Origin of the sequence: Occallatibacter sp., assembly GCF_035317045.1 — a bacterium.
In the GTDB taxonomy this organism is placed as follows: domain Bacteria; phylum Acidobacteriota; class Terriglobia; order Terriglobales; family Acidobacteriaceae; genus Telmatobacter.
Window position 1 is genome coordinate 199242 of the sequence record NZ_DATHHT010000011.1, and the last position, 19811, is coordinate 219052.

At 59.2% G+C, this 19811-nt stretch carries 16 protein-coding genes; 6 read left to right on the plus strand and 10 right to left on the minus strand.

Annotation, left to right across the window (positions count from 1 at the left end; genetic code table 11):
• Positions 1–15 precede the first annotated feature (15 nt).
• The 5 genes from VK574_RS04195 to VK574_RS04215 all read right to left on the minus strand — a co-directional run bounded on the left by VK574_RS04195 (position 16) and on the right by VK574_RS04215 (position 6648).
• Positions 16–594, minus strand: coding sequence for a zeta toxin family protein (locus VK574_RS04195; protein ID WP_472798555.1), 579 nt, complete (start codon positions 592–594; stop codon positions 16–18).
• On the minus strand, positions 594–1019 hold the full coding sequence (locus VK574_RS04200; protein ID WP_472798556.1) for a TA system antitoxin ParD family protein: 426 nt from the start codon (positions 1017–1019) through the stop codon (positions 594–596). Before VK574_RS04200 ends, VK574_RS04195 begins: the two co-directional genes overlap by 1 nt.
• A gap of 70 nt (positions 1020–1089) precedes the next feature.
• Positions 1090–1944, minus strand: a complete 855-nt coding sequence (locus VK574_RS04205; protein ID WP_472798557.1) for a deoxyribonuclease IV — start codon at positions 1942–1944, stop codon at positions 1090–1092.
• A 187-nt stretch (positions 1945–2131) separates the two neighbouring features.
• Positions 2132–3508 carry a Gfo/Idh/MocA family protein gene (locus VK574_RS04210; RefSeq protein ID WP_472798558.1) on the minus strand — a complete coding sequence of 459 codons (1377 nt, stop codon included), beginning with the start codon at positions 3506–3508 and terminating at the stop codon, positions 2132–2134.
• Positions 3509–3819: 311 nt separating this feature from the next.
• Positions 3820–6648 (minus strand): beta-propeller fold lactonase family protein, encoded by a 2829-nt coding sequence (locus VK574_RS04215; RefSeq protein WP_472798559.1) that lies wholly within the window; start codon positions 6646–6648, stop codon positions 3820–3822.
• A 119-nt stretch (positions 6649–6767) separates the two neighbouring features.
• Between VK574_RS04215 and nagA the strand changes: the two genes are divergently transcribed.
• A complete protein-coding gene (gene nagA / locus VK574_RS04220; RefSeq protein ID WP_472798560.1) occupies positions 6768–7925 on the plus strand; it encodes an N-acetylglucosamine-6-phosphate deacetylase in 1158 nt (385 codons plus the stop codon).
• Positions 7926–7942: 17 nt separating this feature from the next.
• Here nagA and VK574_RS04225 read toward each other — a convergent pair whose 3' ends face one another.
• From VK574_RS04225 to VK574_RS04235, 3 genes are read right to left on the minus strand one after another with little or no spacing between them, the layout of a single operon-like run.
• The gene (locus tag VK574_RS04225; protein WP_472798561.1) at positions 7943–9823 is read right to left on the minus strand and encodes a VWA domain-containing protein; all 1881 of its coding nucleotides are present in this window, start codon (positions 9821–9823) and stop codon (positions 7943–7945) included.
• Between the two features lie 60 nt (positions 9824–9883).
• Entirely contained in the window at positions 9884–10801 is a 918-nt protein-coding gene (locus VK574_RS04230; RefSeq protein WP_472798562.1) for an N-acetylglucosamine kinase, read from the minus strand.
• Positions 10802–10808: 7 nt separating this feature from the next.
• Positions 10809–12155 carry an alkaline phosphatase family protein gene (locus tag VK574_RS04235; protein WP_472798563.1) on the minus strand — a complete coding sequence of 449 codons (1347 nt, stop codon included), beginning with the start codon at positions 12153–12155 and terminating at the stop codon, positions 10809–10811.
• 1 nt (position 12156) lies between these two features.
• On the opposite strand from VK574_RS04235, the gene VK574_RS04240 reads away from it, so the two are divergent.
• Entirely contained in the window at positions 12157–12681 is a 525-nt protein-coding gene (locus VK574_RS04240) for a VOC family protein (RefSeq protein ID WP_472798564.1), read from the plus strand.
• A gap of 68 nt (positions 12682–12749) precedes the next feature.
• On the opposite strand, the gene VK574_RS04245 is transcribed toward VK574_RS04240, so the two are convergent.
• Positions 12750–13244, minus strand: a complete 495-nt coding sequence (locus VK574_RS04245; protein WP_472798565.1) for a c-type cytochrome — start codon at positions 13242–13244, stop codon at positions 12750–12752.
• Positions 13245–13429: 185 nt separating this feature from the next.
• Here VK574_RS04245 and VK574_RS04250 point away from each other — a divergent pair, with 185 nt between their 5' ends.
• Together VK574_RS04250 and VK574_RS04255 are read left to right on the plus strand one after the other, a co-directional pair.
• Positions 13430–14815 carry a glycoside hydrolase family 27 protein gene (locus VK574_RS04250; RefSeq protein ID WP_472798566.1) on the plus strand — a complete coding sequence of 462 codons (1386 nt, stop codon included), beginning with the start codon at positions 13430–13432 and terminating at the stop codon, positions 14813–14815.
• Between the two features lie 149 nt (positions 14816–14964).
• A complete protein-coding gene (locus tag VK574_RS04255) occupies positions 14965–15891 on the plus strand; it encodes a proline dehydrogenase family protein (protein ID WP_472798567.1) in 927 nt (308 codons plus the stop codon).
• A 70-nt stretch (positions 15892–15961) separates the two neighbouring features.
• On the opposite strand, the gene VK574_RS04260 is transcribed toward VK574_RS04255, so the two are convergent.
• Positions 15962–16513, minus strand: a complete 552-nt coding sequence (locus tag VK574_RS04260) for a cupredoxin domain-containing protein (RefSeq protein WP_472798568.1) — start codon at positions 16511–16513, stop codon at positions 15962–15964.
• Positions 16514–16749: 236 nt separating this feature from the next.
• Between VK574_RS04260 and VK574_RS04265 the strand changes: the two genes are divergently transcribed.
• Together VK574_RS04265 and VK574_RS04270 are read left to right on the plus strand one after the other, a co-directional pair.
• A complete protein-coding gene (locus VK574_RS04265; protein WP_472798569.1) occupies positions 16750–18714 on the plus strand; it encodes a winged helix-turn-helix domain-containing protein in 1965 nt (654 codons plus the stop codon).
• Between the two features lie 113 nt (positions 18715–18827).
• The gene (locus tag VK574_RS04270) at positions 18828–19793 is read left to right on the plus strand and encodes a hypothetical protein (RefSeq protein WP_472798570.1); all 966 of its coding nucleotides are present in this window, start codon (positions 18828–18830) and stop codon (positions 19791–19793) included.
• Positions 19794–19811: the final 18 nt, after the last annotated feature.

Here is a 19811-nt window from a genome sequence, read left to right on the forward strand (position 1 = left end):
AAATGGGAAAGGCCATCAGGAAGGCAGTCGCGGCGAAAGCCAATCGGGAACCGGCTTCAATAAATGGAGACCGCCGCATTCTTCACGAAGTGCAACCAGACGATAGGGCTGAGATAGGTCGCTATTGTCATACACCCGAACGTTGCTGAGCTCAAGCAGCGCTCTTTGCAGGTTATCCATCACGCGCGGATAGCGGTCGACCAGTTTGTCCGCGGGCACATCAAGACCTCCTTGCGACACTCGCATGGCTACTCGTTCGTCCGACATTTGCGGACTTCCAATCCCAATGAAGAAAAGTACAACCGTGTAGCCGAGCGCCTCGGCCTGCCTCATAAACCCAAGCTTGTCTCCGACGGGATCGGAAAAGACGGTTTCAAACACAAAGCTGACACGCTGCTCAAGCAACTGCCGTCGAAAAACCCCCGCCATCTGCGCGGCGCGATAAGGGTCTACGTTCAATTGCACGGCGATGACATCTGCATTTACAAAATAAAGTCCCGAGGACGCAAGAAAAGCGCGATAGAAAGTCGTTTTGCCTGCGCCGTTGGGTCCCGCCAACGCGACGAGAATACGCCGTCGATCGAGAACATCCATTATGCCCGAGAGAATCTCCGCGTGCGTGATGTTCGCGATCCGGTGCCCACGGCCCGCTGGGGTGCAATTCGAGCGTCCGCAACGAATTCGCGATTCACAAACCTGCCGACCGTCTCTGTCCCGTCTTCTTCGGTTCGAACAAGAATGCCGGGCCGCTTCGGATGCGGTTCATAATGCGGGTAGGGAATGCTTTCGAGGTAGTTCCTCAGCCGTTTACGACCAGCGGGCGAATCAACCTCGCTGACTGACGCAGCCAACGGTGCGGCCGCCACGCTGCGGCATAGCGCCAGCACCTGTCGACCATCGAGCAGCACCTCGACACTCCTGCCCAGCTTAGCCCAGAACTCCACCTGCCCGGCGATGGAGCGCTCTTGGGCGTCTCCCACGATCCGTGCATCCAAAACCAAAGCGTCAGAGAGCTTCACCGGCTGACTCATATACCTATGGTAGCATAATGCTACCTCGCTCGGTCAGGCAGATTCCGGCGGTCTGCTCTCACTTCACAAGGCTTTGCAGCACCCGTACATTCCGCTCCTCGTCGCCGGGCTCATCGTTCGGCGTCTCCGCAATAAACGCGCAATCCGCAAACCGTGGATCACGCAGCAGCCAGCGAAACGGCTCCACGCCGATATTCCCTTGCCCGATATGCTCATGCCGGTCCAGCTTCGATCCGCGCGCGGCCTTGGCATCGTTGCAATGCCATACCCGCACCGCATCCACGCCAAACGTAATGTCGGCCTGCGTAATGGTATCGGCGTAACCTTCGGCGGTTACGATGTCGTAGCCAGAAACATGCGTATGGCAAGTGTCGAGGCAAACTCCAACCGGCGCATGCGTCTTGAGCCGGAGCACCAGTTCCGCTACCTGTTCGAAATTACCGCCCAGCGAGCATTCTGAACCCGCCGTGTTCTCAATCAGGATCGAGAAATCCGTGCCCTGCCACGGCAGTCCATCGATGGCCTTCGCGATCGACTCGGCCGCCAGCTTCAGTCCCTCATTCCGTGTCATCCCTTTCCACGAACCTGGATGCAGCACCAGGAATTCCGCGCCCAACGTCAACGCCCGCTCGATCTCCCCACGAAATGCCGCCACGCTCTTGTCTCGAATTTCCGCCGTCTGGCTGCAAACATTGACCAGGTAGCTGGTATGGATCACGAGCGGTCCCACGTCGAGCTTCGCGCGCAGCGTCCGCATCCGCTCGGCCTGCGCGGGATCGATCTTCGGTGAACGCCACATCCGCGGGCTCGACGAAAAAATCTGAAACGTGCTCGCGCCGATCTCTTTCGCGCGCTCCACCGCATTGGAGGCACCGCCCGCCGTCCCGAGGTGAACTCCGATCCGCTTTTTCATTCCACGATTTTAACCGGCGCGAGAGGGTCGCTCTGCGAACAATGCGAAGCGCATTGACTCCGCTGCCGGGTGCCCCATCCAAGTCGCGCTCTTTGCGGCTTGGGTGGGAAAGCAACGAACCTAACCCCTCCACCCGAACTCCTGACGCCGCTAACTAGCGCGAAGCGCGCTAGCCCCGCTGCCTCTCCTACGACAGCAGCTTCATCGCATCCGGATCCCAGCGCACAATCTGTTTCCGCTCTATGCTCAAGTTGCTCAGCAACGCGGCTCCCGCCGCACGATATCCAAACACCGCATCCTCGACCGCCGTCTTCCGCGATCGCACCGAGGCAAAGAAGTTCTTGAAGTGGTCGTACTGATCGCTGTATCCCTTCGGGAGCATGTACTTCTCTTCGCCGGCAAGAGCCGCGCTGCCGGAGTGCGGTGGATACTTTTTCCGGTAGTCCGTCTCGATCTGTTCCTGCATAGCCTTGGGAAATGTATCGATGGTAAGGCCCGGTTCCGTCTCGCGTGGAACGCGGTTCACCGTCAAGCCGGTCCATCCGATCTGGATCGTCCCTTCAGACCCAGTAAAGATCAGGCTCTCGCTCTCTTCGCCGCCATCCACGAAATTGACGCGCAGGCTCAAGTTGAATCCCTCGCGGTAATCGAACAGCCCCAGCATCACATCCATCGCATCGCGCCTATCATTCCAGAAGCGAATCGCGCCCGTAGCCATACCCTGCGTCGGTCCAAGCGCGCCGGTCACGAAATGCGTTCCGCTGAAGAGATGCACAAACAGATCGCCGGCAACGCCGCTGCCATACGCCTTCCACTTGCGCCATTGAAAAAACTGCTCCGCGCTGAAGGGAATCTTGGGAGCCGTCCCCAGGAACCGTGGCCAGTCGCAGGTCTCCGCAGAAGCATCCGGCGGAATCGTATAGTTCCACGCGCCCATCGACGAATTCCGATCCCAGCTCGCCGTCACCATGTTCAACTTGCCGATCGCGCCCGATGCCAGCAAATCCTTCGCCTTCGCATACAGAACCGAACTGACCCTCTGGCTGCCGATCTGGATGATGCGATTCGTCGCCTTCGCCGTCTCGATCATCTCCGGCCCGTCTTTGTAGAGATGGATCATCGGCTTTTCGCAATAGACGTCCTTGCCGGCCTTCATCGCGTCCACCGATGCCTGCTTGTGCCAGTGATCCGGCGTCCCGATAATGACCGCGTCGATGTCCTTGCGCGCCAGAACCTCGTTGTAGTCGCGCGTCGTAAAGACGTCGTCGCCCCACGCCTCCTTGCTGCGCGCGAGCCGCCCGTCGTAGCAGTCGGCCACGGCCACCAGCTTCACGCCCTGCACCTGCACGGCAGAGCGGGTATCGCCCATGCCCTGCCCTCCGGCGCCAATCAGCGCAATTTGAATATGATCGTTGGCCGCCACCGGCTTTGCAGGCTCGTCCTGGGCGCTCAGCGTGAAGATCCGTTTGCCCGTCTCGGCACCAGCGCGCGCCGCCCCCGCCAGCGATGCGGCCGAAACTGCTCCTGCGACCTTAAGAAAATTTCGACGATTCCAGATCTGCACAGCTCACCCCGAAGGCGCAAATTCACGCCGCATATAACCATACACGGCTCTGTCGAGGGACTTGCACGATTGGTAACCCAGCGGCATTCGACCACGCTCAACCCGCGCGCGACTTTCCAGTATCTCTGGCTAACAAGATCTGTCATTCCGACCGACCCTGAGTGCAGCGACGGGGAGTGGAGGAACCTGCAGTTGCTCTTCTGCCTGGATGGCCTCAACCGACGGGTGCCCTTCCAATCCGCGCACTTTGGCGGATTCCTCAGGTCCCGCTTTTTGGACCTGGGATAACGGCGCCAAAAAGAATAACGGCACTAGTCGTCATCATCCTTCTTCAGCTTGCGCTTCTCCGTCAGCATCGCCGGAACCGGTTTCGAGCCCATCGTGTCCTTCCACAGAATTACGTTGAGCTTCTGCGTGGGCGCGCGGTCCGCATGCCGGAAGTCCATCTTCATACTCTCTTCCGCACCCACGGCCTTCTTGGGATTCGCCGCATAGATCAGGCCATTGTCGCGGTTCATGGTGTCTGCCGAATACGCCGGCTGGTCACCCGGCCCCGTAAACAGCATCGAAATCAGCGAACTGAACGCATCGTTGTTGTTCATCGGGGGCAGCCCGAGCAGCGTTTCCATCGTGCGAATCACGCTCACCGTCGAATAGAATCGGCTGTCGACAATCGCGCGCCCGTCCTTCGCCTTGGGCGCATACTTGCTGACCACGAGCGCAACGCTGCGATGCGCGTCCACATGGTCTGCGCCGGCCTGCGCATCGTCTTCGAGAATAAAGAACGCCGTATCGTCCCAGAACGGCGAATGCGAAATGGCATCCACAGCCCGCCCCACCGCCAGATCGTTGTCGGCCACGCTAGCCTTGGGTGTGGGTTTGAAAGGCGCCGTTCCATTGGTGTGATCGTCCGGTAGTCGAAGCTGGATGAAGTTAGGCATTGTATCCTTGCCATTCTTCAAATCAGCTTCCCACTGCTTCAGATGGAGCAGGAATATCTCCACGCGAATCTGGTCTGGAATGGCAAGATTGAAATCCGGCGACTCTTTCGCAAAATGCCCCACAAGCTCCGGCTTCGTCGCCGTGTTCGAAGCGATGAGCGGAACAGGCCACGGCCACTTGTTCGCGCCGCCGCCCCACTCTGCCGGAAACTCCTGGCCCGGTGCAATCGCCTCCCGCGCGCACGTCTGCCCCGGCAACACCGGCCCCTGCTGCGGATTGGTCGTTTGCTTCTCGTCGCAAAAGACACTCGATATGAATTCGCCAAAGTGGTAGTAGGTCTTTCCGTGCGCGGCCAGGTTGCCCCACAGATACCCGCTTGCAGGCTCGTTCACGTCGGGAATCTTCTGCTCGAGCGGCAATCCTTCCGCGACAACGCCTTCAAAATCGTACGTCCGTTCTCCGCCGCGATATGCCTGCTGCCAGGTCTTTTCCAGGTAATCGGTCCCGATCGCCGCATTCGACCACACGTGTCCGTCGCCTGAAACTTCGCCCGAATCGTAGAAGTTGTCGAGCACGCCAAACTGCAGTGCCAGCCTGTGCTCGTTCGGCGTCACCTCCGCGCCAAACATCGTCAGGCTCTTATCGCCATTGCCTACCGGCTTTCCGTTCTGCTCGAGATCGCCAAGGATCTGGTCGTAGGTGCGGTTCTCCTTGATGATATAGATCACGTGCTTGATGCGATTGTGCGTCCCGTCGCCAAAAGTGATTTTTTCCGCTGCTGCCTTCATCCGGTTGGTCTCAAGCACCGCCTGCGTCGATTGCGCAAGGTTGTGTTCGATCTCCGCTTCGTTCAACGCGGCAAAGGAACCGTGGAGAAGGGTCGCAATGTAATTCGTCTTCTTCGGCATCCCCTCTTCTGGTTTTTGATCCTTCGGAGGATTCGGATTCGGCACCGTCCCCTTACCCTTGTCTGTGGCGACAAAAAGCTTTCCATTCTGATACGCCATCGAAATCGGCATCCACTCCGTCGGAACAAATCCCTCCGGTTCCACCATCCCTGTTTTGGACGTCTTCTCCGTCAGCTTTTTCGTATCGATTACCGCAACCGCATCGGAGCCCATGTTTGCCACATACAGGCGGGTTCCTGACGCATTCAACGCCAAAGCCACCGGCTCTGCGCCAAAGTAACTCTGCCCCGGCAGTCGCGTATCAAAATATCCCTTAACCGCAAACTGCCCCGCGCCCACATTGACCGCTGCCACAGCATCACGATTCGCCAGCGCCACGTAGAGCGTCCTGCCATCTCCGCTCAGCGCAAACGCGCATGGATGCGTTCCTGGCTTGATGGTGCTCGTCGGCTTCAGCAGTGCCAGCTTGCGTCCGACCGCAGCTTTATCGAGATCCAGTTCCACAATCTCCGACGCGTTCCACAGCGCGACAAACGCGCGTCGTCCATCCTTCGATACCTCGAGCGCAATTGGGTATGTCGAAGGCACAACTTCGCTCTCCGTGAGATCAAAGCGATGCTCGATCTTCCCCGTCGCAGGATCAATCAGCAGCACATCGTCGGTCAGATTCTCCGCGACCAGCAGCTTTTCCGTACCCCCAGTTTCAACAACCGTAATCGCCGCAGGAAACGGCACTCCCTGGTTGCCCTCGACCTCTCCAATCAGCTTCGTTGTGTGGCCAGGCGCAAGTGGATCAAGCGGCAGGTGAATCAGTCTCTCCGGCTCGATCTTTCCTTCGGCGAACCGGTACACCACGATCCCGCTTCCCGTGTCGGCGAGACCGCGAGAAGGCGGCAGCTTGCCTTCAGGATCCGTCTCCGACCCAATGCTCGCGTAGACGTGGCTGCCATCTCGGCTGAACGCCAGCCCGGAGTACAGCGTCTGCTTTGCGCGCAGCGATGTGCGGTCATCCGGAAAATCCGTCAGCTTTCCCGTCTGCGTATCGAAGACCGCCAGCGATTGCTCGTACTTCGATTCGTAGGTCCCGTAGCCGGAATTCACAGTAACCACATACCGGCCGTCCGGCGAGATCGCCATCGACATCGGCAGGCTATTCAAGCGCTGCGGGCTGCCCGGGACCGGCTCCAACAGTTGCTTGCTCGAGGGCAGATCGATCGTCTGCGCCCCGTTCGTCTGCACCCCAACCAACCACAAACCGCCAGCCATCACAAACAACGCCGAAATTCGCATGGCAAAACGATAACAAACGAGCCCTATCCGCGCGTTACACTCCGATGACAAGCACCTGTCCCAAACCGCCGCATGCCACAAGCGCGCGTCTTCAGACTCACCTGCAATAATGGGTAGCCATGCAAACGGTTGTGACTGCAGAGAGCCTTTGGGACGGTACCAGCCTCCATCAGCATCCCCTCATCCTGATCGAAGACGGCAAGATCGACTCCATCGCAACGCGCGATTCGTCTCAGCTTCCTGCCGGCGCCCAGGTGCTCGACTTTCCCGGCACCACCCTCGGCCCCGCATTTTTCGACGTTCACATCCACGGCGCCGCCGGCCACGACGTAATGGAAGCCACGCCGCAGGCGCTCGACACCATGGGCACGTTTCTCGCCTCGCGGGGCACCAGCGCCTACCTCGCCACCACCGTCACCGCGTCGCTAGATGCCACGCTTCGCGCGCTAGACGGCCTGGCCAACGAAATCGCCAAGCTGCCGCAGCCCGGCCGTGCGCGCCCTCTCGGGATCCACCTTGAAGGTCCATTCCTCTCGCACGAAAAACGCGGTGTGCAGCCTGCCGAACATCTCCTCGCGCCAAGCATCGCTACCTTCGATCGCCTCGTCGAAGCTGCACATGGCCACGTGCGCCTGATGACGCTTGCGCCTGAGTTGCCCGGAGCCGTCGAGCTTGCCGCGCATGCCACCAGTCGCGGCGTCCGTGTCTCCGTCGGCCACTCGAACGCCACCGCCGCCGAAACCCGTGCTGGAATTGCAGCAGGCGCCGTCAGCGCCACACACACCTTCAACGCCATGCGTCCGCTCGACCATCGCGAGCCCGGCATCCTCGGCACCGTCCTTACCACCGATACACTTTTTTCAGAACTGATCTGCGACGGCATCCACACTGAACCCGAGATTGTCCGCCTCTGGTGGCGGGCCAAGGGCTCCGAACGCGCCATCCTCGTTACCGACGCCATGTCCGCAGCCGGCATGCCCGACGGCGAATATCAGCTCGGTGGATTTCCCGTACAGGTCAAGGATGGACGTGCCACGGCCCGCGGCGTTCTCGCCGGTAGCGTGCTCACACTCGATCGCGCGCTCTCAAACTTTGTGCGCTTCACTGGCGCGACCATTGACCAGGGCCTGCGCCTGCTCTCTACAAATCCCGCCGCGATGGTCGGTCTTGCGCATCGCGCAGGAACCCTGGCAGCAGGCAAGGCTGCCAATCTTGTTGCAATCGATTCCGCCGGAAAACTCGTCGGCTCAATTGTCGGTGGAGTTCTGGCGAAGTAAAATTCCGCCCAGCCAATCTACTTACCCTGCGCCACCGCGCCCAGGACCTCCGGCTTCACGCGATCCACAGCCACTTCAAGCGAGCCAATCCGATCGTTCGCCGTATCGTGCAAACCGAGACGCAGAAAGTAATTCCCTTTCGCCGGGACGGCAATCTCATGGTGCTCGGTCAACCCATGCGCCAGAATCTCCTGGTACTGCGCATCGTCGATGTCCATGTTGATCGTGGTCAGCCGGGAGTTCACATTCTGCGCCATCTGGTCGTAGAGCACGCTCACAAACGCAATGCTCCCATGCCACAATCCATCGGGCCCCTTCACCAGTTTCAAAGTCTTCGCATCGGCTGTGAATTCCACGGTATAGGTGTGGAATGGCTTGTACTTCCAGTCCGCGGCCAGGTAGTTGTCCTTCGGCCACGCATCTTCCTTCTTCAACTGCTCGACCTTGTCGTTCTCCGTCACGCGCGCTATAAAGATAATCTCCGTCGGCGGCACGGCTCCAAGCTGCATCGCCTCCTCAAATCCTTCCTTCGGAGTCGCAGACTTCGCATTTGCCGTCGACGCGGGAATCGTCTGCGTCTGCACTTTCTCATTGGGAACTGACAGCGGAGTTGTCGCGCTTGGCGCGGTTTCGCGACCGCCAGCATCCGCCGCCTTCCCAGTCTTCTGGATGTCCTCCAGCTGCGCCTTTTCCTGTTTCGTCCGATCCACCGCGTAGTAGCCCTGCCGGTACTGCAGCTTCACGCTCGGCCGGTCCACTGCCACCTTGATATGCTGGAATTCGCCGTTCCACGTCTTGTTTGTGGTTGCGTACGTCAGCGTGTAGTAGCTCGAACCGTTCTCCTCAATCTCCGTAATCTTCGCGCCCAATCCATTCGAGTTGTAATACGCGCGTCCGCCCGTCGATTCCGCAATCGAGTCCAGCGCCAGGTGCTGGAATGCCTGCCCCGTCTCGAACTGAACAGGCGCATTTGCAGCCGGTGGCCCCTTCACCGCCGCCGTGTATTGCGGCGCAGCCTGCAGCCCACGCGAATCGATGGGATAAACCGCAACCCGGCTCAGCGTCAGCGCTGCCGTCAGATCGTGAGGGTCACCTTCGAGGATTTTGAAATCGTCGTTGAACGGATCGCCCATCGGCGTAAGGATGTTCGATTGTGGCAGCGCGCCCGTAAACCAGATCAGGTTCTTGCGCCCGGGAAACGCCGCAAGATAACGACCAAGCAGTTGGAAGCCCAATGAGACTTCGTCAAGCTTGTATACCAGATACTCTTCCCGCGTAACCCGCACCACGTTCGGCACTGCGGGCTTGTCGCGTTCGCTCGCCGCCGCTGCCAGCAGCACCTGAGGATCCGAAGTAAACCCCTGCACAAGGTGCATCTTTGTATCGCGCTCGAAAATCGCCACCGGCGGACCCGGCTGCATCTTCTTCAGATACTTGATGAGAGCCAGTCGCAACGACATCTGGTCATCCAGCCGCGTATTCAACGCGTCCAACAGTATTACCGTGTACGCGTTTGTATTTGCTGCCGGCACAAAATTCGTAAAAGTATTCGAAGGCAACGTTGGGAACGAAGCCGCTTGCGCATTCAACGCCGCGCCCATTGGCGTGTGCTCTTCCAGGCTCGCAACCACCTGCGGCTTGCCGTCTTCCAGCACTGTGAAATCGGATGCCTTCAACCCGGTCACCGCGCGTCCGCCATCCGTCACCACAACATCGAGCAAAACTTCGTGCGTGGTAACAGAAATGACGGGCGCCGCCGGCTGTGCCTGGTCCGCAGCGGCAGCGGGAGCGTCCTGCGCAACCGCCACACTGCACAGACAGAGCGCGCATAGCAACGAGACAACGCAATGGATTGAGCGGGCGAAAATCCTTGCCGGGAAAAATCGGAAGAGTTCCATCTAAATCCTCCCATCAGGACAGCCATTGTAATCCGCGCGGAAGTCTTCAGCGTGTGACGACTATCGAGCCGACTTGGCCAGTTGCTGTGCGCGCCACACCGCGCCCTCGATTCCAGCAACCTCGGTTTTACCAATCGCCATCTCCGGCGCCGCCTGGTGCAATCCCGCGAAAAACTGCTCGCGTACCAGCCGGGACTTCCCAATCACGCTTCCAATCCACGCCACCGGCACTTCAACTGTGAGATTGCGCTTTCTCCGAAGCTTCGCGCGCACCAGCAACACGCTTTCGACAAGATCCAAAGCAGCCTGCTGCAGAACGCCCTTCGCCACCGCATCACCCTCTTCGGCAAGCTGGCTGATCGCCGGGGCAATCGCCGCAAAATCCGGCCCAGGTGTGCTATCGCCCAGATTGACCAATTCCTCAATCGACTTCGTTCCCCAGAGCCCACTTACAGCGTCCAGAATCCGCGTCGGCTCCTCGCGATCCAGCGCCCTCAGCCCCCGCCGCACCGCGTGCAATCCGATCCAATACCCTGAGCCCTCATCGCCTAAACGCGAACTCCACCCGCCGGCGCTTTCCCGCCCACCATCCGGTGCGCGGCCAATGCAGTTTGAACCCGTTCCCGCGATTTGCAGAATGCCTGGGCCGCCTTTGAAGGCTCCGTCCAGCGCAATCACCTCGTCGCCCACCACCTCGGATCGCTCCACGCCAAAGTCGTCGAATACTGTGGTGACCCACTTCTTCACCCCGGGCATTGTTGCGCTCGCCACACCCGCCGACGCGGCCTTCACGCCGTGCAATCCCGCCTGCGCAAAAACGTCTTTCAGCAGCGCGCGCAGATTCTCCTCTGCAATCTCCGCGCCCACGCGCAGCCTTTTGATCGAGCCATTTTCCCCAAACGCCAGTACCCGCTCGCCATCGACGATGGAGGCACGCGTTCTTGTACCTCCGCCATCGATTCCTAACACTGCGCTCATCGTGTCCTTACTCCTGTTTCGATTCACCGGCGCCCGGCGTCTCTCCGCCGTCGCGCAACGTTCCGGCCAGCACATTCAGGCTGCCGTCGGTCTTTCCGGGTTGCAATCCAAGCATGTGAGCGATCCACGGATAGAGGTTCACATTTTCGAACGGTGCCACGGTTTTCCCGGCAACGATATCCGGTCCGATGGCGAAGAAACTTGCCTTCATCTCCGCAATCCTGTGCGGGTCGAATCCATGCATCCCCGGTTCAGGCGGACCATCTGGCCGGTCGCCCTGCGGCTTGTGCGCGCGAATGGCATACGGCCCCGTCGCAATCACAACTGGGTCACCCTCGCGAGGATTCTGGTTATAGTCGAGCCCTGCCGGCACGTCCTTCCGCCGATAAACCACAAACTGCGAAGAAGCATGCTTCAGCTTGTCATATGCCTGAACGCGATCTTCCTCCGTCTTGCCGTAAAGCAATGGACCGGCAGTTTCAAAATCGCTGAGATCGGCAAACTCATCCAGGTTGATCCAGCCGCCCTGCTCCTTCGCCATGCCATGATCGCTCACCACGACAAGATCGATTGGCAACTTTGTTGCATCCAGGGCCTTCTTCAGCTTGCCGATCATCGCGTCCATTTTCAGGACCGCGGCTCTCGTCTCCGACGCATTCGGCCCGAATTCGTGCCCTTCATGATCGGGCTCCGAATAATAGATCGTGATGAAGTGGGGACGGTCCGATTCCGGCATCTTCAACAGGGCGACAGCGTCATCGATGCGCGCTTGCTCGACATCATCGGTAGCCTGCGTCTTGTTGTCGAACACCGCGTACCACGTCGGCCTGTGCCCCGCGATCTCCGCTTCAGAACCCGGCCAGAAAAGGCACGCTGCATGCATGCCCTGGCTCTCTGCCAGGCTCCACAACGGCACGCCGCTATACCAGCTTCCATCCCGCACGGCCTCCGCATCGGAGATCCCATAGCGCGCCTGCTTGGCAGGATCGTAAAAGCTGTTGGCTACCAGCCCGTGATGTTCGGGATACAGCCCCGTCACAATCGTGAAGTGGTTTGGAAATGTGAGCGATGGGAAGCTCGGCAGCATCCCTTCCGGAGCCCAGACGCCTTTCCTCCCCAGCGCCAGAAGGTTCACCGCCCCATCATGCTTCGCATAATCCCAGCGAAATCCATCCAGCGAAACCAGCACCACATAGTGCGCCTTCTGCGCTGCCGCTGAGTTCGGTTCGCTCTCAACATGCACCAGCGGCAACGCCGGATTGCCGCCGGCAATCGGTTCAGCCTGCTGCGCAAACAGGGGCAGCGCCAACGCCAGGCACGCCGTTGCGCCCCGCTTGAAGACACTGAGAAACATCTTGATTCTCCTGCATCAGCTTACCGCAAGCACCGACCTTCGCATGCACTGCGTTGATGCGGACATCCAGCCGGCGTATCTTACGGCCATGTTGAAGAATCGCTCCGTTCCCGTCGATACCGTGCTTCCCCACGTCACCTACAGGAATCTTGCCCAGGCGATTGAGTGGCTCACCGCAACCTTCGGTTTCGTCGAACACTTTCGCTATGGCGATCCGGTTCAGGGTGCGCAACTGCACATCGGAAACGTCTTCATCATGGTGAATTCCGCGCGCTCCGGCAGGTCAAGCCCCGCTGAACTCGGCAGCGAAACGCAAAGCCTCACCATCTTTCTTGAAGACGTTGAAGCCCACTACGCGCGTACCCGCGACGCGGCCCGAATCGTCGAACCGCCTCACGAAACCGAATACGGGGAATTCCAATATGGGGTGTTGGACCTCGAAGGCCATCACTGGCTCTTCGCGCGCCACGCAAGCGACGTGAGCCCGGATGCCTGGGGCGCAACCATCACAACCCCGCTGGCATGACCTGAGTTCTGCTCCGTGATTCTCCTGTCCGGGCGGCATGACTCAACCGCTGGGATGGGCAGCCAAACCTATCTGCTGGGTGAGGGAGTCACCGGCGGCGTGGCCGGGGCAGTCTCAGTCGGGGGCGCTGCAGCAGGTTGCGCTGCGGGCGCCACCGTCGTAGCCGGTCGATCCTGGGCAAATTTCCGAATGTAATTGACGAGGTAGTGGATGTCGTCGTTCTTGGCGCGCCCTTCATCCTCGGGAGGCATCTTGCCCTTACCCTTGCGAATCGCGTCGAACAGCGCCTGGTCCGACATACCTGACAGTGCCTTCGGATCGGTCCAGTCGATCAGGGTAAGTTGCATGTCCTTCGCCAGGTCAGTCTTGCCGTCCCCAGACGAACCGTGGCAAAGCGCGCAATCCAGCTCATAGAGCTTCTTGGCCCTGGCATGTGCTTCGGGAGAAAGCTTGGCCCCACTCTTGACGTTCGCAGATGCGTCTTGCGGTGGGCGGGCCGGCGCGGATGCGGCTGCAGTCACTAGCAAAACAACCGCCGTGAAGAGCAAGAAGGACTTGAGCATAATCGTCTCCTCAGTTGCAGGTGTCGGGGTTTGGCATCGTGCAGCTGTTCTGTTTAGATTCGACAGCATTATAGGCGCATTTGAAAGTGAGGTGCATCACGTTGTTTTGCCGGAACAATTCACGCCTCTCTCTGCCTCCCATCGCACTCCCCGTTTTCGCGTCTGGTTGTGGTATACGTTTCCACATGTTGCGTTTCGGCTCGATCCTGCTCGTCTGTCTTGCCCTTCTCTCCGGCTGCGCTCGTTTCGCTTTCGCCCAGGGCCCAACCCCCACCCCCCCCATGGGCTGGAACAGCTGGGACGCCTACGGCCTCACCATCAGCGAAGCCGACTTCCGCGCCAATACCACGGTCCTCGCCGGCATCCGCCAATTCGGCTGGGAATACTCCGTCGTCGACGAAGGCTGGTATATGCAGGATCCCTTCGGTAGCACCCTCGAGGCCCGCAAATATCTCTGGAACGAGAACGGCATTCTCATCCCCGACCCGGCCCGCTTCCCCGACGCCACTAATAACGCAGGCTTCAAACCCCTCGCCGACTGGGTCCATGCCCAGGGACTCAAATTCGGCATCCACATCGTTCGCGGCATTCCCCGCCAGGTCGTCGTGCAGAACCTCCCCATCGCCGCCTCCAGCTTCCACGCCGCCGAAGCCGCCGATACCGCATCCCCTTGCCCGTGGGACGCCGGCAACTGGGGCGTAGCCGATAACGCCGCCGGACAGGCGTACTACGACTCGATGTTGAAGCTCTACGCCGACTGGGGACTCGACTACATCAAGGTCGACTGCATCAGTGACCACCCCTACCGGCCCAGCGAGATCCGCCAGATCGCCGAAGCCATCCGCAAGACCGGCCGCCCCATCGTGCTGAGCCTTTCCCCCGGTCCCACTCAACTCGAGCACGCCGCAGAGGTCGCCAAGTACGCACAGATGTGGCGCATCACCGACGACCACTGGGACGGCTGGACCTTCCCTCACAATCCGCCGACGGCCGAATACCCCTTCGGCCTCCACGATGAATTCGACCGCATTGCCAAGTGGGCGCCGTACGTCAAGCCCGGCAGCTGGCCCGATCCCGACATGCTCCCCGAAGGCTATTTAGGCCCGCACCCGGGCAAGGACCAGCCCCGACCGTCCAACTACACCCACGACGAGCAGCGCTCCGAATTCACCCTGTGGGCAATCTCCCGTTCGCCGCTCATCCTCGGCGCCAACCTCACCAGGCTGGACGATTTCACCCGCTCCCTTATCACTAACAAGGAAGTCACCGACATCAACCAGCAAGCCGTTGAATCCGCGCCGGGCCTCCTGCCTAAGAGTCATGGCAACTCGGCATCCTTCCCGCAGCGCTACTGGTACGCGCACACAAGCGGACCAAACCCAAAGCGCTACATCGCCGTGTTTAACCTCGCCGACGCAACAACTTCATCCAACCTTCCCTGGATGCTCTTCCACCTCGAAAACAAACCTCACGCCATTTACGACGTCTGGAACCAGAAGCACATCCCCAGCGCAAAGACACTGCACGTTGTTCTACCCGCACACGGCTGCGCGCTCTTCCGCATCGAGTAAGACCTTCCCATCCCGCGGCACCGGAACGACGCGAACTCAGCCCGTTGCCTCGGATCTGGGCGCTTATCCGCCGCTACCCTGCTGTGCGAAACTGAAGTGTCCCGCGCGAATCCCTTCTCCCCACGACGGTCGCCCGGCAAGGTTAACCGATGCCCGTTCTTCGTTCCGCATTTATCGCACTTTCCCGCAACCGTTCTCTCCGCAAATTTGCCGAGCACTCCTCCATCGGAGGCAAGCTAAGCTCCCGGTTTGTTGCCGGACTCGAAATTGAAGACGCCCTGCGCGTCTGTGCGCAGGTCAACCAGCAGGGCATGCACGTCACGCTCGACTCGCTCGGCGAAAGCGTCTCGACCGCGGAAGAAGCGCACAGGGCCGCCGACATCTATCACCAGCTCCTCGACCAGATCGCCGCGCGCAAACTCGACTCCAACATCAGCGTCAAGCTCACCCAGATGGGCCTCGCGCTCGACCCCGTCATCGCTGAAACCATCGCCACCAGCCTCGCCCAGCACGCGCATGCGACCGGCAACTTCCTGCGTATCGACATGGAGGATTCCCCTGTCACCCAGGTCACGCTCGACATTGTGCGACGCATCAATGCGCAGCCCGAGTTGCGCGGCTCAACCGGCATCGTCATCCAGTCGTATCTTTACCGCTCGCAGGCCGACATTGAGCAACTCATCGCCGACGGCATCCGCGTCCGTCTCTGCAAAGGGGCCTACAAGGAACCGGCCGAGGTTGCATTCCCAAAAAAATCGGACGTCGACGCCAACTACAGCAAGCTCGCCAACATGCTGCTGCAAAGCCCCATCTACCACGGGCTGGCCACCCACGATGAAAACATGATCGCAGCGGCAAAGTCATTTGTCGCGCAGCGCAACATCGACCGCAGCCACTTTGAATTTCAGATGCTCTTCGGCGTGCGCCGCGATCTGCAGCGCAAGCTGATCGCCGAGGGATTCAACGTCCGCGTCTATATTCCCTTCGGCCGCGAGTGGTATCCCTACTTCATGCGCCGATTGGCCGAACGCCCCGCCAACGTCTTCTTCATCGCCAAACAACTGTTCCGGCAATAAGTCAGCGGGGCCTGCTCAGCGAGAAAGCGAGCGCTTACCGCCGCACCGCTGTCTCGCTTGCGATCAGGATTTACTTCACCGTGACTTTGAATCTCATCCACGGATGAATGCAGCACTGGAACAGATGTTCGCCTTTCGACAGATTCGTGATCTGCAGCTGGCTTCCCTGGAGGATGCGCGTCCTCGCGACCTTGATATTCTTGAAGCCGCCCACACATTCTGGGACTGTGTCCTCTCCCGGCGCATTAAGAGGCGCAATGAAACCGCCGCCGAATCGCTCAACCTCAGTAAACGTGTGTGGCTCGCCGCCCTGATCGACGACGCTGAGAATCGTACCGTCCTTGATTTTGGCTGAATCAGGCTCGAAGTCCCAGCCCGGGTCGGGATTCCCCGCCGCTGCAGCGGCAAACAAGTCCGAAATCGTCGTGAAGGCTCCAAGCGTCACGTTTTTGCAGAAGTCAGGTCCAAGAGCGCCATTAAATGTGGTGGGATCGCATTCATCCAGGGCCACAACCTGAACAACACTCGGCGCTTTTTCCTGAGCCGGCGCACCTTGCGCAAAGGCAAGTGCGACAGAGACAAACAGGGGGGTTGCGATGCGGCATACAAAGTTGGTTCTCATCGGGAATCTCCTTCGGGGTGAAAATGGTGTGCTGGCGGATGTCGCCTTCCAGTCGCGATATACAAGGCAGAGCACGCGACGAAGCGAATCTTGCGCCGACCCGCCCATGCACTCAATAGCGAACACCTGTCGGGCGTCTTAATTTTTCCTGTCTTCTCAAATGCAACAGCCTCAAAGGGATAACGGAAAAACAGCGCACGGTGTAAAATCTGTCCACTCCTCCAGGGGGTATTGCTGTGGGAACAAGTCCAGCCGGGACCCACGAATCCGTCAGATTTGGCAAGGACTTCGAGATCGATCTACGAGCCTTCGAGCTTCGCCATCTCGGCCGCGCGTTGAAACTCGAGCGCATACCCCTGCAGGTCCTGGTCATCTTGATCGAGCAGAAAGGCCAGCTCGTTACTCGCGAAGAAATTGCCGGGAAGATCTGGGGCAAAGACGTCTTTCTCGATACCGACAACAGTATCAACAGCGCTATCCGCAAAATCCGCCAGGCTCTGAAGGACGATCCTCAGCAGCCGCGCTATGTCGAAACGCTCCCAGGCAGGGGATACAGATTCATCGCTCCTGTCTTCGATGGTGTGCCGGTTTCGCCGCAGGCCGCCGGCACGCCCGCGCAGCACCCTGAACAAGTGTCCCTGCGGCCGCATCTGGTTTCTGAGCAGAGCTACAAAACGGATCAGCCGGTAGTGGCCCTTGCCGCGCCACACTGGCAAAAACTCAGATTCTGGATTGCACTCTTTTCCTGTTGCGCCATCTTGCTTGTCGCATGGATTGGATGGCATCACTTCTACGGTGCAGGCGCGGGCAGCCCCATACGCTCCATTGCCGTGCTCCCCCTGCAGAACCTCTCCGGAGACCCGGCCCAGGACTTCTTCGCCGATGGCATGACCGAAGAACTGATCACGGAGCTTTCCCGTATTCAGTCGTTGCGCGTCATCTCCCACACCTCTGTCATGGAGTACAAAGGCACGAAGAAGCACCTGCCCCAGATTGCGCATGAATTGGGTGTCGACGGCGTCCTCGAGGGATCCGTCATCCGGGAAAACGACGAGGTGCGCGTCACGGTGCAGTTGCTCGACGGCCCCAACGACCGCCACATCTGGAGCGAATCGTATGAGCGCCCCCTCCATGGAGTTCTCAACTTGCAGCGCGAAGTGGCTGAGGCGGTCACTCGCCAGATCCGCATTCAGTTGACCCCGGAACAGCAGGCCAGGGTCGGCTCAGCGCGCTCCGTGAATCCCGAGGCATTTGATGCATATCTCAGAGGCCGATATAACCTCTCGACCCAGTTCACCATGGGGCAGCCGCTTCTGCAGGCAAAGAGCTATTTCGAAGAATCCATCCGCAAAGATCCGGGCTTCGCCGAGGCTTATTCCGGCTTGGCAGATGCTTATTTGTATCTCGCGATTTTCCGCCATGTACCCCTGAAGACCGCCTTTCAATCTGCACACGAAGCCCTCCGCAGAGCGCAGCAGCTCGACGACAGCATCGGCGAAGTACACGACACGCTCGGCGTAATCAGTTGGCGGTATGACCGGAATTTAGATGAAGCCGAACGAGAATTCAACCGTGCTATCGCAACTGCCCCAAGCTATCCCTGCGCCCACGAAGATCGTGCTGAGTTTCTGGCTTTTCTCGGCCGCCGTGCCGAAGCCATGGCAGAAATGGCCCGGATCAACCAGATCGATCTCGGCCCAAGCGCCGCTATGACCGAGGCAGGCGTCTACTACCAGCTTCGCGATTATTCCGCCCTCGTCGATGCCGCGAAGCGAGGCGTCGCCTCCAATCCCAATGAATGGGTCGAACACCAGGATCTCGGCATCGGCTATGAAGGCACCGGAAAGCTCTCTGAAGCGATCTCTGAATATCAAAAAGCCGTCGAGCTATCGAACGGCGATCAAGACGCCAACGCCTCGCTCGCACACGCGTACGCTGTAACCGGAAAGAGAGCCGAGGCGGAACAAATCCTTCGTGACCTCCAGAACAGATCGAAAGATAATGAAGTTTCGCCGTATATCGTCGCAACCGTTTACGCGGGACTTGGCGAAAAAGAAAAAGCAATGCAGTTCTTGGAAAAGGCGTCTAACGAGAGATCCCTCGATATCTCGTGGCACCTCAAAGCCGACCCGCGCATCGACAATCTCCGCTCCGACCCGCGGTTCCAGACCCTATCGCAGAAGATGGGCATCGCTCGATAGAACGGACGAACGTTAAACCATGTCCCTCCCCGGGATGTCCCCGCCAGTGTTTCTTCATCGCGAAGAGCCTGTTCCGAAATAGTCGCCACCACAGTTCTGCATTCCGTCACCATATGCTGGACGAAGCTGCATGGAAGCTGCTAAGCATTGCAGCATTCATGTGCTCAACATTCAAAAAACTCCGCATTGCTGCGCTCTGCCTCTCCTCAACGCTCCTCGCGAGGACAACCCTTCTCGCACAATCCGGACCGATCGGCCTTGCATACCAATTCACGCATTCTGAAAACTCCGACCTCTCCCTTGCGCCCGACGGCAAACAGCTTGTCTACATCTCTGTGATCGCCGGTAAGGAACAGTTCATTCGCATGGGACTGGACCGCAGTAATCCCGTTCAGATCACCAGGGATGATGCAGACCACGAAGACCCCGCATGGTCTCCCGATGGCAGCAAAATAGCTTTCGTCCTCATTCGCCCGGGGCTCGAGCAGATTCAGATCATGAATCCGGATGGATCCGGTGTCGAAGCCATTTCGCCTGCCGAACACAAGACCATACACCCCTCGTGGACACCGGATAGCCAAAACATCCTGTACTGCACAGACGACGACCTGCGTCCGCCCGCAAAGAACGACGCCGAGATCTATTCCATCAACCTCGCCGGGAGGAAGATTACAAAACTCATTTCAGGAGGCGTGAACACCTATCCGGCTGTCTCGCCCGACGGAAAGAAAATTGCCTTCCGCAGAATGGTGGAAACCACCAATTCCGAGGTCTTCCTCGCCAACAGCGATGGATCTGCCGCTGTAAATCTCACCAACAATCCCGCGTTCGATGGCTGGCCTGCCTGGTCTCCCAAGGGCACAAAGATCGCATTTGCCTCTAACCGCGCGGGCAATCACGAAATCTACATCATGAATCCGGATGGAACCGGGGTGCGGAAGATCGCAAATAGCGAGGGCCGTGCGACAGCGCCCAAGTGGTCGAAAGACGGTGCCACCCTCTACTTTCCCAATTGCAGAAAGGTTGACTTCTCTTTCGATTGCCAGATCTATGCCGTCAAACTCGACCAGCAGTACTAGGAACAGTTGGCCACTGGG